Here is a 14461-nt window from a genome sequence, read left to right as displayed (position 1 = left end):
CCGCCGCGTGCAGCCGCCTCGATCTCCTTCAACTGGCCCTGTCGACCGCGAGGGTCGGGCGGGCCGGTCGTCGAGGGTCAGGGTGCGACTCAGGAAGAGCTTCGGGGTGTGAACGACGTCAGGGTGCGGAGCAGAGAAGAGCGTCAGCAGGTTTGAGGGAAGCGGGCCGCGGCGGGTTCCCCGCGTCGCCCGGCCGCCGTGACGGGGGGCGGACCGGGACGGGGGAACCGTTCGCGGGCTCGCCGCTCAGATCACAGGCAGCCGGCGTCGCAGGCGTCGGGGCCGCAGGCCGTGGCCGGGCCGCAGGCGGCTTCCGGGCAGACCGGGACTTCACGGCAGACGACGCGGGGGACGCACACGGTGCGGGTCAGGCAGACGGTCCGGGGGACGCAGGTCACCTTGGGAACCATCACCGTCTCGCACACCTTGCGGCACTTCACGTACGGGATCTGCTTGCACTTGGTCTCGCAGGTCCAGGAGCAGGTCGTGTACGGGACCTTCTTGGTGCGGGTCTCGCAGGTCCAGGAGCAGGTCGTGTACGGGATCCGCTTGGTCTTGGTCTCGCAGACGAAGCTGCAGGTCGTCTTCGGAATCCGCTTGGTGCGGGTCTCGCAGACGAAGGAGCAGGTCGTGTAGGGGACCTTCTTGGTCTTGGTCTCGCAGACCCAGCTGCAGGTCGTGTACGGAACCTTGCGGGTCTTGGTTTCGCAGACCCAGCTGCAGGTCGTGTAGGGGACCTTCTTGGTCTCGGTGTAGGGCACCTGACGGCAGACGGTGTAGGGCACGGTCTTCCGGCAGACTTCGCTCACGTACCGGGTGCAGCTGACTTCCTTCTGCACGACCTTCGGGCAGCAGACCGTCTCGCAGACGGTGCGGGCCGGGCCGGGGCAGCAGACGGTCCGGCAGCAGCCGGGCTGGTACTCGTACCGGCAGGTCTGCGGGTTGTAGACGCAGCGGCCGGGCTCCTGAACGACCTTCCGGATCATCGGGCCGGGGACGGTCCGCTGGACGGTCTTCATCTCGTTGACGCGGACGTTGATCGTCTTCGTCTCCGTGACCGGCTTGCACACCGTGTAGCAGACCTCGCGGGTCTTGTTCTCGGTGACGGTCCGGTACTTGGTGCAGCAGACCTCTTTATAGCAGGTGTTGTACACCGGGCGGCGAACGGTGTAGCACTGCTCTTTGTAGCAGGTGTTGTACACCGGGCGGCGGACCGTGTAGCACACGTCCTTGTAGCAGGTGTTGTACACCGGCTTCTTGACCGTGTAGTTCACGCAGGTGTAGGTCGTGTTGTACACCGGGCGGCGGACGGTGTAGCACACGTCCTTGTAGCAGGTGTTGTAGACCGGCCGGCGGACGGTGTAGCACACCTCTTTATAGCAGGTGTTGTACACCGGGCGGCGGACCGTGTAGTTCACGGTCTTGTAGCAGGTCTCCAATTTCAGGCGGGTCTTTTGAACCGGGACCTGGGTGCAGACCTTGTCGTACACGGTGCGGGTGTAGGGCACCTGCTTGGTATCGTACACGATCTCCCGCACGGTGCGGGTGCAGGGGGCGGCCGGGCAGGCCTCGCCGCTCACGGCGGGGCCGCAACCGGCGTCGCAGGGGTCCGGAGTACAGCCGAGGCTGCCGGCGCCGCAGAGTCCGGCCGACGCGACCGGGGCGACGTAACAGACGGCGGTCATGACCGCCGCGGCGAGAAGCCGTTTCATGGGATTCTTTCCGTGGGAGGGGGACGCGGTTCCTTGGGGTGAACGGCCCGCCGGTGTCCCGCGAAGCGTTCCCGCGGGGGCCAGGCGAACCGTCCCGACCGCTCTGGCATCGACGCCCCGGTTTGCCGAACCCCACCAGATTGCCGCGTCTTCCTGAACTTCCCTGTCGGCCGTCTCGCCGGCCGTTGCGCAGTCGGCGCCGCCGTCACGACCGGCCGGCGGCGCCGGCGGGGCGGGCCCCGGCCCGGCTCGCTAAACTGCGGCGCCGCTCCGCCTTTTTCCTCCCGCCCTCATGTCGTTCCGCTACGCCTACTGCAACGAAACGCTCGCCCCCGGACGCACGTTTCGGGAGCAGTGCGACCTGATCGCCTCGCTGGGCTATACGGGCATTGAGGTCGCCCCGTTCACCCTCGCCGACGCCCCGACGGACCTGTCGCAGGCCGATCGGGCCGCCTTGAAGAACGACGCCTTCGCCGCCGGGCTGGAGGTCGTCGGCCTGCACTGGTTGCTGGCGAAAACGACCGGCTTCCACCTCACCACCGCCGACGCCGCCGCCCGCGAAGCCACCGCACAGCGCCTGATCGAACTGACCGATCTCTGCGCCGACCTCAGCGGCTCCCTGATGGTGCTCGGCTCCCCCCAGCAGCGGAACCTGGAGGAGGGGATGAGCCTGGATGCGGCCACCGAAAACGCGGCGGAGGTGTTGAAAGCGGTCGCCCCGCGGCTGGAGGAGCGCGGCGTCACCCTGGCGCTGGAGCCGCTCGCCCCCAGCGAAACGAACTTCCTGCAAACCTGCGCCGAGGCCGTCGCCCTGGCGGACCGCGTCGGCAGCCCGCGGATCCGGCTCCACCAGGACGTCAAAGCGATGGTCGGCGGCGAGAGCGACCCGCCGGCGGAGATCATCCGCCGCTTCCCGGAGCAAACGGCCCATTTCCACGCCAACGACGCCAACCTGCTCGGCCCCGGCATGGGCGACACCGACTTCGAGCCGATCCTCAAGGCGTTGAAAGACACCGGCTACGACGGCTGGATCAGCGTGGAGGTCTTCGCCGACGGCCCCGGCCCGGTCGAAACCGCCCGGCTGAGCCTCGAACACCTCAAGGCCGTCGCGGCGAAGGTCTAGCGCATCAATACCAACCTGATGCGCAGGCATCGGCCTTTAGAGCGCTCTTCCGTTTGACGTTGCGGTGGACAACGCCAGCGTCCCGGACCCTTCAAGGGTCCGGGACGCTACGCCTGTGGGAGACCTGCTCTTAAACGTGAACGAGGTACGGCCGGAGCTTGCGCTCCGGGCTGGTATTAAATCGGCGCCCGCCCTACTCTCGCCCCTTCGGGGCCTCGACCGCATCGAGGATCGCGGCGACCAACGCGTCGGCCGTGACTCCCTCTAATTCGGCGTCCGGGGCCGGGCGGACGCGGTGTCGCAGGACGGCGGGAGCCAGGTCTTTGATATCGTCCGGGATGACGAAGTCCCGCCCCCGGCAGGCCGCCGCCGCCCGGCCGGCGAGCACCAGACTCACCCCGGCCCGCGGGCTGGCGCCGACCTCCACCCCCGGCCAACCGCGGGTCTTGCGGACCAGCCGGGTGATGTAGTCCGTCACCGCCGGCTCCACGATCACCCCGCCGGCCGCCCGCCGCAGGGCGCGGACGCGGTCGGCGTCCAACACCTGCTCGACCCCCAGGCCGACCGGGTCCCGCGGGTCCGTGCCGTTGACGTACAGGTCGAGGATCGCCCGCTCCCCGTCGCGGTCGGGGTAGTCGGCCAGCAGTTTGAACAGGAAGCGGTCGAGTTGGGCCTCCGGCAGCGGGTAGGTGCCCTCCTGCTCCAACGGGTTCTGCGTGGCGAGCACGAGAAACGGGTCCGGCAGCCGGCGGGTCTCGCCGTCCACGGTCACCTGGCGTTCCTGCATCGCTTCCAACAGCGCCGCCTGGGTCTTGGCGGGGGCCCGGTTGATCTCGTCGGCGAGCAACAGGTTCGTGAACACCGGCCCCGGCACGAACGTGAAGGCCTTCTGTTGCAGGTCGTAGACGCTGTGACCGGTCACGTCGGCGGGCATCAGGTCCGGGGTGAACTGCACCCGGCCGCTGTCGCACCCGGCGACGTGGGCCAGCGTGGTGACCAGCAGCGTTTTTCCCAGCCCCGGCGGGCCCTCGATCAGCACGTGCCCGCCGGCCACCAGGGCGAACAGCACGCCCTCGATGAGGTCCGGCTGGCCGACGACCGCCTTGGAAATCTCCGCCACGCAGGCGTCGAACTGCGCGCCCGCCTCCGCCGCGGCGGGCGCCGCCGGGGCGGCGGGCGATTCGGGGGCGCCGGCGGGGGAGAAGACGATGTCGCCGCCGGGGGCGGGGGCGCCGGGGTCGGGGGCGGGGGGCACGCGGCGGCCGGGGTCGGGGGCGGGGCGGGGTGACGGCAGGGTCGCCGCGGATTGAGCCCGCGACAACCGAGGTCGGCGGGCCGCCGGGGGGCGGCGACCTCAGCCGCCGGAGGGCACGTTCAGCGCCGGTTCTCCGGCTTCGCGGGGGGCGAGCCCGGACTCGGCGGCCTCCGCGGCGGCCGCTTTCGTCGCGGCGATCTTCTGCCGGCGGAGCAGGTCCACCGTTCGGCCGAAGTCCCGGGCGATCCAGACTGCGGCGAGGCACAGCGCCCCGCCCAGCCCGTAGTGCACTGCGTCGCCCCACACGCTGGTGACCACCAGCGTCAGGCCCAGACCCAGACAGACGCCGCACATCAGCACCTCCATCACGAGGCGGTTGCGGGTCCGCCGCCAGGTGGACTCCATCACCGCGCTGCGGGCGCTGGTGTTGGCGATCGCCCGCAACTGCCGCATCTCCTGGCGGAGCTTCTCCTTGTCGACCCGCGACCGCGGGAGGGAGGGCGGGGGCGGCAGCGGGGCGGGTGCCGGCGGCTCGACGCGGCTCGACGCGGGGCCAATCGGCGACGAGGGCTCTTCCGCCTTCGGCTTCGGGGCCGTCAAGGCGGAGGGCGACGCCGACTTCGGCGCCGGAGCCGCGGCGACCGGCTTGGAGGCGGGCTTGGCGGCCGGTTTGCGTGCGGGCGCCGCCGGCGCGGGCTCGTCCCCGCGGGCCTGCCGCATCCGGGCGAGCAGCGCCTCCATGTAATCGTCCACCGACTGCTCGACCGAGCCGCCCGTAGCCGGTTCGACGGGGGCGTCCTCCGGACCGGGCGCCGCTTCTGCGTCGGCGTCTTCGAAGGCAGCCTCCTCTTCGAACGGCTCCTCTTCGACAGGTTCCTCTTCGAAGGGAACGTCGGTGCGGGGTTCGACGGCGGACGGCGCCTCCCGCGTCGGCTCAAACCGTCCGGCGGGCGCTGCCGCGACGGCGTCGGCCGTCCGCGGCGACTCCGTTCGGGGCGGGGCGACCAAGTCCTCTTCAAACGTCAGTGCGAACTCGGCGCCGTCCCCCCCCTCCGCGGCCGCCGGGCCGCATTGGGTCGACCGATCGCTCTCCCGCCAATTGGCGGAGAGTTCCGGGTCGTCGGCGGCGGCGTCCGGGGCGGCGGGGTCGTCGCGCTCGTCGGAGAGGTCCAGATCGAACATCTCGCTCAGCAGGGACCGCAGCGGCGGCCGGGCCGTGCCGGGGGACGCGGCCCCCGCCGGCTTCGCCAGCCCCAACCCGGCGAGCGACTCGAACGGATCGACCGCCGGCCCCGCCGCGTCCCGCCGCGGCGCCACGGGCGCTGCGGGCGCCACGGGCGCTGCGGGCGCTGCGGGCGCCGCCAACATCGGCGCTTCGGCCGCGGGCGGCGCCGGGGCGGCGGGTTCGGTCAGTGCCTGTTCGTCGCTCTCCGCGGTCGGTTTAAAGTCGAACCGGGCGGCGTGGCCGGGGGGCGGCGGGGGCTCGCCGCGGTCGGCGCTCCCGGCCCGCGGCTCCGGTTCCAGCTCGATCTGGGCCTCCGGGGCCTCCGCCGGGTCGGTTTCGGAGAGGGCCGGCGGGGGGGCGTCGTCCGCCGCGAGCTCCGGCGGGGCGGCGCCCCGGACCTCCGCCTCGTCCGCGGCGGGGACGGTCTCAGCGACGGGGGCCTGGGCGACGGGCGCTTCCGCGGCGGGCGGAGCGTCGGCAGGCGGACGGTTGGGGGGCGGAGCGGCGGCGGCCGGGGCGTGGGCCTCGGCTTGCTCGCGGCGGAGCAGGTCGAGCATCTCGTCCAGCCGCCGCTGGGCGTCCTCCGTCGGGTCCAGCAGGGCGGACGCCGGCGTTTCGGGGGGCCGCGCCGGACCGGCGGGGGCTTCGTCCAGGCGGTCGTCGGCGGGGGCGGTGGGGGGCGGAGCCATCGGCGGCGTCGGACCGGGGGGAGCGGGCGCCGCGACGACCCGACGGCCCGGGCGCGCTCCGGTCGAGGGCGAGCGCGGCGGGACGCACGGACGGTCCGGCCGGGTATCTAGCTCGCCGTCGGGGGGCGGTCAAAGCGGCGGGCGACGTCCCGCTCGCATTCCCGCCCTCGCGGCCCGGCGGCGCCCGCCCGACCGGCCCGCCGGGAGCCAGCGGGCGGCGTCGGGGCGGGCGCCGGGCGGCCGGACCGATGAACCGTTCGGCGCCGGGCCCCGTTGAAAGGTCGGGGGCGGAACCGACAATCTTCTGCCGCACGCTCCCGTGCCATCCCCCGCCGTTTCCCGCCCCCTCCCACGACGCCGCAGGCCGACGATGCCGGGGCCGACGCTGACCGCCGCCTGGGCGGACCGGGTGGCGGACGCGGTGCCCTTCGCCCGTCGGCTGCCCGGCTTCGGGGTGCTGACCGGGCCGGCCGGGGCGCCGCCCCCGCCCCCGGCGCCGTTCTCCCTGCCCTGCCGCTGCGGCGCCGTGGTGACCGGGATGCGGTCGGAGCGGGAACGGGAGGAACCCTGCCTGAACTGCGGCGAACCGCACTTCGTCCTGCCGGCGGACGTCTACCCCGCCGCCCCGGAACGCTCTCCCGCCGCAGCGAAGACGAAGCGGCAGGCCGCCCGCGAACGGACGCAGACGCCCGCGACCCCGGCGGCGGCGCCCGCGGCCCCGCGGGTTCCGTGGCGGACGCGGCTGGCGACGGCGGCCCGGCGGCAGGTCACGCCGCTGCGGCTGATCGCCGTGGGGCTGACGGCGGTGGTGGCTCTGACGACCTGGTGGGGCGTGGTGCAGTCGCGGCGGGCGGCGGCCCGGGTGACGATCGCCGAGGCCCCCGCCGCCGCCGAGGAGGCGCTCGCCGCCGGGCAGTTCGCCCTCGCCGCGGAGCGGTTCGACGCCCTCGCCGCCGCCTACGAGACCCTCGGCCGCGCCGCCGAGCCGCGGGCCCGCGCCGCCCGGCAGCAGGCCCGGGAGACGACCGCCGTGACGGGGCTCGCGGCCCTCTCGCCGGCGGAACTGGCCCGGCAGGCCGCCGCCGCCCGCACCCCGGCCGACCGGACCGCCTGGCGACAGACCTACGACGCCCTCTACCGCGGCCGCTGGGTGATCCTCGACGCCTTCGCCGCCCGCGTCGCCGCCCCCGCCGCCCCGCCCGCCGCCGAGGGAGAGGACGATACGGACGAACCCGCCGGCCGGCCGGCCCCCCCGGCGGAGCGGATCGAATTGCTCTATCCCCTCGCCGCGGGCAAAACGCGGTTCCGCCTGATCGGCGATCCCGCGGTCCCGGGCGACCTGTCGGTCGGCGACGCCCCGCGGCGGGCGGTCCTCGCCGGGCGGTACGGGGACTTCGTCCTGCTCCCCGCCGCGGGGGAGGGGCGCGACGTATGGGAACTGCGGTTGGAGCCCGGTTCCGCCTTCCTCTGGACGGGGCCGGAGACGCTGGCGGCGGTCGGCTTTGACCTCTCCGACCCCGACGGCGCCGCGGTGCGGGCGTTGCTCGCCCGGCAGGCCGCCGACCTGGGGCTCGAACCGCGAACCGACGACTCCCCCGCCGACGACCCCCCCGCGGCGGAGGCCGCGCGATGACCCGGTTCCGCCCCGCCCGACCCGCCGCGTTTCTCGTCCTGTGCGCGGGGCTGCTGTGCGCCGGCGCCCCGGCGTGCGCGGCCCCGCCGGAGGGGGTGATGAGCAGCGAGGCGTTCCTCGAGGCCCGCGACTATTGGCCGGAGTGGGAGCGGTCCGGGGCGGTGTTTCGCGTCGAGGGCCGGGTGCGGGCCGTCGCTGGCGGGACGCTGCGGTTGGAGAACGTCCCGCTGACGGTGCGGCCGTCGGCGGGGTCCTCGCTGGGCCGGGCGGAGAACGGGGCCGCCCGGGTGGAAGTCACCGGCCGGTTGGCCCCCGGGGGCGGCGGTCCGTACCTGCAATCGACCGCCGTGCGGGTGCTGCCTTCCGACGCCGCCGAGTTCACCTCCCGCAAGCTGGCTCTCGACCGTGACGACCCGGCCGCGCTGGAGAAACTGGCCGCGTGGGCGGAGGGCCGGGCCGCGTTCTACAACGATCCGGCCCTCGCCCGGCGGGCGCGGGAGGCCCGCCGCGACGCCTTCAAACTCCGCTGGGACGCGGCGGGGGAGACGACGGACCGCCCGGACGCCGCCCCGGCCGGCGTTCCGCCGGGCGTGTGGGCCCAGCTGGCCCTGCTGGACGCCGCCGACGAGGGGGAGGGCGACGGCCCGACGGCCGACCTGCCCGAGGCGGAGCGGACGGCGCTGGTCCACGAGGCGCTGCGACGCTGGTGGCGGGCGGTGCGGGACGACGGCGACGCGGATCTCGCCGCGTTGGCCGGTCAGATCCGCCGCCGCTTGCCGGGCGCCGGGACGCCGCCGGCCGCGGGGGCCGATCCCCCGCCGGCGGAGTTGCTGGCGGCCTACGACCGTGCCCCCGCGGAGACCTTCGCCGCCGCGGACGCACCGACCCGGGCGGCGCTGGCCCGACGCTTCTACGCCCGGGCGGAGCGGACCCGCATCGAAGCGACCGCCGCCTCGGACGGCCGCAACGGGTACGCCGTGGCGAAGGTTCTGGACGTCCGCCTGCCGGAGTTGGCGGACCTCGCCGAGGAGTACCGGGAGCGGGAACTGGCGTGGCGGACGGCCCGCGTCGCCTCCGCCTCCCGGGCGGACGTGTCGGAACTGGCCGAACTGCTCCGGCAACGGGACGAGCCGGACCGGGCGGCGGAGGTCCTGCGGACTTGGCTGGCGGCCCGGGAGCGGTCCCTGCGGCCGGAGGGCGTGGGCGGACTGATCCGGGCCGCCGAGGAGTACCGGGCCCTTGTCGGCGACGACGAGGCGGCCGTGCGGTTGCTGACGGAGGCCTACGCCGCCGCCAACCCGGACAGCCCGGAGGAGGCCGCCGTCGCCGGGCGGCTGCGGGACCTCGGCATGGTGCAGGCCGGCGGCCGCTGGCGGACCGCCGCGGAGGCCGCCGCGATGCCGGTCGACCCGGTCACCGCCGCCGTCCGCGACGGCCGGGTGGTGGTCGGGATGACGGCCCCGCAGGTGCGGGCGGCGCTGGGCGCCCCGCCGGTGCGGACCCGGGCGGTCAGCCGACTGAGCGTCGCCGAGGTCTGGGTCTACGCCCCCCCGTCCGCCGCCTTCCGCGACGGCCTGGGCGCGGGCGGTTCGATCGTGGTGCACCTCTCCCGCCCCAAAACCCAACCGCCGGAGGAGGCGACCGTCACCGCCGTGCACCGTCTTTGAGGGGGACCGGCTGTGACGGCGTGAACCGCCGCCGGCGGTCGGGGGTCCGCCCGCCATGTTCGTCGTCGACCGCCCCCGCTTCGACCGGCACCCGCTGGACGACCGCTTCACCCGCCTCTGGCAGGGCGACCGGCTGGTGATCAACGCCTTGGAGGCGTGCGACTGGGAACGCGGCGAGTTCGGCGCCTGCGAATACCCCGGGGACGCCGACTACCCCGTCGCCCCCGACGACCCGGCCGCCCTCGCCGAGGCGGTGCGGCTGGGGGAGGCCGTCGCACTCATTCCGCCGGCGTCGGACCACCGTGCGGGCTACGGATACAGCTTGCCCGACTTCACGGAGCCGTTCGGCGGCGTCGTGCTGTTCTCCCCGGCGGCGTGGCGGGCGGTGGCGTGGCGCGTCGAGAGGCCTCGCGGCTGGCAGGTCAAAGCGCCGAGAGACGTGGCGATCCCCCCGCCGACCCGGTCCCAACTGGTGCGGGCGTGGTTGGCGGGGGCGCCGGAGATCGTCCGGACCGCCCCCGACCGCAGCGGGGCGACCGGGACGCGACGCCTCGCCGCGGCGGAGCGGGCCGGGCCGCTCGCCGTCCATCCCGGGACGCTGGAGTCCGCCCTCGCCGCCTGCCGCCGGGTGGAGGACTGGGCGGCCGCCGATCCGCAGGCCCCGGCGCCCGGGACGCTCGAACCGCCGGGGGCGCCCGCGGTCACGCTGTACTTCGACGGGCCGAACGACGCCGTGGCGGAGTGGTCGGCGTTCGCGGCCCCGCTCGACGGTCCGCCCGGGCTGGGGTGGGGCGAATGGACCCTGCGGCCGGACGGCGAGGGGTGGGGGCCGCCGCTATCCTGACGGGGACCGTTCGTCCTTTCGCACGCCGCCCGTGATTCCCCTTCGCCTCGCCCCGGTCGCCGCCCTCCTCTGGCTCGTTCCCGTCGGTTGGGGACAGGACGAACCGGCGCCGGACGGCCGGCTGCGGACGGAACCGGCCGGGGCCGAGCGGGACGACGCCGCCACGAAACGGCCGTTGCGGTTCGAGGACCTGTACGGCAGCGCCCGACTGGACCTGACGGGCTCCTACCCCCGCGGGCTGACGTGGATCGGGCCGGAGCGGTATCTCGCGCCGGCGGAGCAGGGCTCGCCGGAGGTCGTCGACGCCGCGACCGGCGACGCCCGCCCGGCCTACGACGCCGCGGCCCTCTCCAAAGCCCTGACCGACGCCGGCGTGGAGGGCCGTCTGGCGGAGACGTTTGCCCGCCGGCCGACCGGCGCCGGCGCCACCTTCGACGACGAACGCCGCCGGGCCCTGTTGCGGTCCGGCGGGGACCTGTTCGCCGTCGATTTCGGCGGCCCCGGCTTCGGGGCGGACGTGGAAGTCGGCGAGGGCCCCGCCCCGGTTGCTGTGCGGCTCACCGACACGCCGCAGACGGAGGAATTGCCCGAACTGAGCCCCGACGGCCGCACCGCCGCCTTCGTCCGGAACTTCGACCTGTACGCCGTCCCGCTGATCGGCGCCGGCCGGTCGCTCCACGCCGGTCCGGAGGTGCGATTGACCGAGGGCGGCAACGACCTCCTCCGTCACGGCAAAGCGGACTGGGTCTACTACGAGGAACTCCTCGGCCGCGACTGGAAGGGCTACCGCTGGAGTCCCGATTCGCAGCGGCTGGCCGTGATGGAGTACGACGACCGGGCCGTCGGCGCCTTCACCGTGCTGGATCAGGCGGCGGCCACGGACGTCGGCGGGTTCCCTGCGGACTCCGGGCAGCGGATCGAACGCACCCGCTACCCCAAGACCGGCGCCACGAACCCCACCGTCCGGCTGGGCGTGGTCGCCGCGACCGGCGGGCCGGTGCGGTGGGTCGATTGGGCCACCGACGCGCTCCCCGGCCTGCCGGAGCTGGGCCGCGCGGACGGCGACGGCGGCGGGCTGATCGCCCACTACGGCTGGTTTCCCGACGGCGATCGGCTGTACGGCTACCTCCAGGACCGCGTGCAATCCACGCTCTCCGTGCGAGCCGTCGAGGTCCCGGACGAGGGCGAACCCGGCGAGCCGACGGAACTCCTCAGCGAATCCGACGGCGCCTGGGTGGAGAGCCCCGGCGATCTGCATTTCCTGCCGGACGGTTCGTTCCTCCTCGCCAGCACGCGGGACGGCTGGCGGCGCCTGGACCGCTACTCCGCGGACGGGGCGCTGCTCAACCCCGTCGCCGCCGGGCCGTGGGAGGTGCGATCGGTCGAAGCCGTCGCCGCGCCCGCGGAGGGATCGGGCGGCGAGCCCTGGATCTTCTTCACCGGCACGAAGGACGACCCGGTGGGCGAGTTCCTGTACCGCGTCCGCCCGGACGGCTCCGAACTGACCCGGCTCACGCCGGAGCCCGGCACGCACAAGGTGCGGGTCGCCCCCGACGGCGGGTTCTTCCTCGATACCTACAGCGCCCACGACACGCCCCCGCGCGTGCTGCTCCGCACCGGGGACGGCGAGCTGGTCCGCCTGTTGGGCGAGGCGAACCCCCCGGGGCTGGAGAAGACGGCCCGCGGCGAGTTCGAGTGGGTCGAAATCCCCGTTCCGGCCGCCCCCCGCAGCGACGGCGGCACGGACCCGGCCGGCACGCTGTACGGCTATCTGCTCCTCCCGCCGGGGCTGGACCGCACCGATCCGGACGCCGACGTGCCGGTGTGGGTGATGACCTACGGCGGCCCCCACACCACGGTGGTGCGGGACGACTGGGCCTCCGGCCGCGGCTGGGAACACCTGCTGGCGACCAACGGGATTGCGGTCTTGAAGATCGACCCCCGGGCCGCCTCCGCCCGCGGCTGGGCGCCGGCGTGGGCGGTCCACGGCCGGCTGGGCGAGCAGGAAACGACGGACATGATCGCCGCCGCCGCCTGGCTCCAGGAGCAGCCTTGGGTCGACGCGGACCGCATCGGCCTGTCCGGCCACAGTTACGGCGGCTACCTCACCGCCCGCGTGCTGCTTCATACCGACCGCTACGCCGCCGGCATCGCCGGCGGGTCGGTCACGGACTTTCAGAACTACGACACGATTTATACCGAGCGGCTGATGGACACCCCCGCCGCCAACCCGGAGGGCTACGCCCTCACCAATCTCGCCCGCAAAGCCGCCGACCTGCGGGGCCGCCTCCTGCTGATTCACGGCGGCATGGACGACAACGTCCACCCCCAGAACGTCTGGCAGTTCGCCGCCGCCCTGCAGGAGCGGGGGAAGAATTTCGACTTGATGATCTACCCGCGCAGCCGGCACGCGATCGCCGGGACGCATTATCGGCGATTGATGTGGGACTTCGTTCGGGAGACCATGTTGGAGGAGCGGTGACGGGGCCGCCGCCCCGCCCGTCGCCCCCAGTCGAAACGCCCCCCATGACCGCCGCCCCCCGCGACGACGCCGCCCTCTCCGGCGACGGCCGGCGGGACGCCGGCACGCTGGTCTTCGACGCCGACGCCCCGCCCCCCCGCCGCACCGGGCCCCGGCAGGCGGAGGCGGTCGCGGCGATCCAGCCCGGCGCCCTGCTGGGGCGGTTCGAGATCCTCCGCCGACTGGGCGGCGGGGGGATGGGCGAGGTCTTCCTCGCCCGGGACCCGGATCTGGACCGGGACGTGGCGATCAAGGTGCTCAGCGGCCCCGCCGCCGCCGACCCCGACGCCCGCCGACGCTTCCTGCTGGAAGGTCGGGCCGCCGGTCGGCTCTCCCACCCCAACGTGATCTCCATTCATGAGGTCGGTCCGCCGCACCTCGCCGACTTCCTGGAGACGCGTCACGTCGAGGACGACGAGACCTCCGGCGACGTGACGGACCCGGGGACGGGCCCCGGGACCGGCGCCGGACAGCAGACCGCCCCTCCGGCCGTCCCGGAGCCGGACGGCCCCGTCTACCTGGTAATGGATTACGCCGGCGACGGCTCGGTGGACGAACTCCTGCGGGCCGGGCCGCTGTCCGTGGAGCGGGCGACGGCGGTCGTGGCGGACGCCGCCGCCGGTCTGGCCGCCGCCCACGCCGCCGGGCTGGTGCACCGCGACGTCAAACCGGCGAACCTGATGATGGAGGGCGGCGGCCCGTGGGCGGGCGGCGTGGTGCGAGTCGCCGACTTCGGCCTCGCCCGGCGGACGGACGAGGAGGCGGACCGCCCCGGCGACGCCGCGGAGTCCCGCGACCGCCGCCGCGGGGAGGCCGCGTCCGGAGACGAACCCCGCCCCGCCCGCCGCCGCGTCGCGGGGACGCCGCACTTCATGAGCCCGGAACAGTGCCGCGGCGAATCGGTCGACGCCCGCAGCGACCTGTATTCGCTGGGGGCGACCTACTACGCGCTGCTCGCCGGGCGCCCGCCGTTCGCCGCCGCCCCGGGAGCCCCGTCGCGTCCGGTCACGGCGGTGCTGGACGCCCACAAGCGGAGCGACCCCCCGGCGGTGCACACGTTGGAACACCTCGGTTCCGCCGTCCCGTCCGCCTGCACGCGGATGATTCTGCGGGCGATGGCGAAGGACCCGGCCGGCCGCTACCCCGGGGCCGCCGCGTTCCGCAAGGACGCCCTCGCCCTGCTGGACACCCTCCGCCGCTACGCCGCCGCCCCCCCGTCGCGGCACGCCGCCGCCGGGCGGACCGATCCGCTGCCCGCCGATTTCCTCCTTCCCAGCGAGCGGGGCGGGGAACCGGACTCGTCGGACTCCTTCGACTCCCGCCGGGGCGCCTCGGCGTCGACGGCCGGGAAGTCGTCCGGTCCGTCCGACCCGGCCGCGGACACTCCCGCGGCCGGTGCCCCCGTCTCGGCGGCGGACGCGCGCTCCGCGGGCGACCGCTGCGCCGCCTCGGGCCCGCCGCCGGGCCTGCGGCGGGAGGCGTTCTCCCTGGACGAGGGCGAGGTGTTGCTGACCTATCCCGCCTCGCTGAAGGCGGCGCCGCTGGCCCCGGAGGAGATCGACCGCCTGCGGGCGTGGCTCAATCTGGTCCAGACGAAATTAATCGCCCTGGCCGAAAACCGCCCCGCCGCCGCGGACGAGTCGCCGCCATCTTAAAGACGGTTTCAATACCAACCCGAAGCGTCAGCGAGGGCCGCGACCGCCGCGGCGAAGCCCTCGCTGACGCTTCGGGTTGGTGTTCTCGCTCAGCTCTGAAACAGCTTTTTAGAGCGGACCGCAGATCGCCGTAGCGG

9 protein-coding genes are annotated in these 14461 nt (G+C 74.6%); 6 read left to right on the top strand and 3 right to left on the bottom strand.

All coding sequences use genetic code 11. From position 1 onward, the window contains the following. Positions 1-251 precede the first annotated feature (251 nt). Complete coding sequence (locus tag ACG2DA_RS17035; protein WP_395256997.1) at positions 252-1712, bottom strand: hypothetical protein; 1461 nt, start codon at positions 1710-1712, stop codon at positions 252-254. Positions 1713-2004: 292 nt separating this feature from the next. Here ACG2DA_RS17035 and ACG2DA_RS17030 point away from each other — a divergent pair, with 292 nt between their 5' ends. Next, complete coding sequence (locus tag ACG2DA_RS17030) at positions 2005-2835, top strand: sugar phosphate isomerase/epimerase family protein (protein WP_395256996.1); 831 nt, start codon at positions 2005-2007, stop codon at positions 2833-2835. A 193-nt stretch (positions 2836-3028) separates the two neighbouring features. Here ACG2DA_RS17030 and ACG2DA_RS17025 read toward each other — a convergent pair whose 3' ends face one another. Together ACG2DA_RS17025 and ACG2DA_RS17020 are read right to left on the bottom strand one after the other, a co-directional pair. Beyond that, positions 3029-4090 carry an AAA family ATPase gene (locus ACG2DA_RS17025; RefSeq protein WP_395256995.1) on the bottom strand — a complete coding sequence of 354 codons (1062 nt, stop codon included), beginning with the start codon at positions 4088-4090 and terminating at the stop codon, positions 3029-3031. Between the two features lie 99 nt (positions 4091-4189). After that, a complete protein-coding gene (locus tag ACG2DA_RS17020; protein WP_395256994.1) occupies positions 4190-6004 on the bottom strand; it encodes a hypothetical protein in 1815 nt (604 codons plus the stop codon). Between the two features lie 370 nt (positions 6005-6374). Here ACG2DA_RS17020 and ACG2DA_RS17015 point away from each other — a divergent pair, with 370 nt between their 5' ends. Genes ACG2DA_RS17015 through ACG2DA_RS16995 form a run of 5 tightly spaced genes read left to right on the top strand, consistent with a single transcriptional unit; the run spans position 6375 to position 14324 of the window. Then, positions 6375-7637: a hypothetical protein gene (locus ACG2DA_RS17015; protein ID WP_395256993.1), complete on the top strand. Its 1263-nt coding sequence runs from the start codon at positions 6375-6377 to the stop codon at positions 7635-7637. Next, positions 7634-9304, top strand: a complete 1671-nt coding sequence (locus ACG2DA_RS17010) for a hypothetical protein (protein ID WP_395256992.1) — start codon at positions 7634-7636, stop codon at positions 9302-9304. Before ACG2DA_RS17015 ends, ACG2DA_RS17010 begins: the two co-directional genes overlap by 4 nt. Before the next feature lie 55 nt (positions 9305-9359). Continuing rightward, the gene (locus tag ACG2DA_RS17005) at positions 9360-10148 is read left to right on the top strand and encodes a hypothetical protein (protein WP_395256991.1); all 789 of its coding nucleotides are present in this window, start codon (positions 9360-9362) and stop codon (positions 10146-10148) included. A gap of 31 nt (positions 10149-10179) precedes the next feature. Further along, positions 10180-12630, top strand: a complete 2451-nt coding sequence (locus tag ACG2DA_RS17000; RefSeq protein WP_395256990.1) for a DPP IV N-terminal domain-containing protein — start codon at positions 10180-10182, stop codon at positions 12628-12630. Positions 12631-12674: 44 nt separating this feature from the next. After that, entirely contained in the window at positions 12675-14324 is a 1650-nt protein-coding gene (locus ACG2DA_RS16995; RefSeq protein WP_395256989.1) for a serine/threonine-protein kinase, read from the top strand. Positions 14325-14461: the final 137 nt, after the last annotated feature.

This window comes from Alienimonas sp. DA493 (assembly GCF_043951915.1).
In the GTDB taxonomy this organism is placed as follows: domain Bacteria; phylum Planctomycetota; class Planctomycetia; order Planctomycetales; family Planctomycetaceae; genus Alienimonas.
This window is presented reverse-complemented; position numbering and strand designations above follow the sequence as displayed.

Coding starts and splice junctions, on each gene's coding strand:
- ACG2DA_RS17035 (WP_395256997.1), bottom strand. CDS start 1,712: ATGAAACGGCTTCTCGCCGCGGCGGTCATGACCGCCGTCTGTTACGTC.
- ACG2DA_RS17030 (WP_395256996.1), top strand. CDS start 2,005: ATGTCGTTCCGCTACGCCTACTGCAACGAAACGCTCGCCCCCGGACGC.
- ACG2DA_RS17020 (WP_395256994.1), bottom strand. CDS start 6,004: ATGGCTCCGCCCCCCACCGCCCCCGCCGACGACCGCCTGGACGAAGCC.
- ACG2DA_RS17015 (WP_395256993.1), top strand. CDS start 6,375: ATGCCGGGGCCGACGCTGACCGCCGCCTGGGCGGACCGGGTGGCGGAC.
- ACG2DA_RS17010 (WP_395256992.1), top strand. CDS start 7,634: ATGACCCGGTTCCGCCCCGCCCGACCCGCCGCGTTTCTCGTCCTGTGC.
- ACG2DA_RS17005 (WP_395256991.1), top strand. CDS start 9,360: ATGTTCGTCGTCGACCGCCCCCGCTTCGACCGGCACCCGCTGGACGAC.
- ACG2DA_RS16995 (WP_395256989.1), top strand. CDS start 12,675: ATGACCGCCGCCCCCCGCGACGACGCCGCCCTCTCCGGCGACGGCCGG.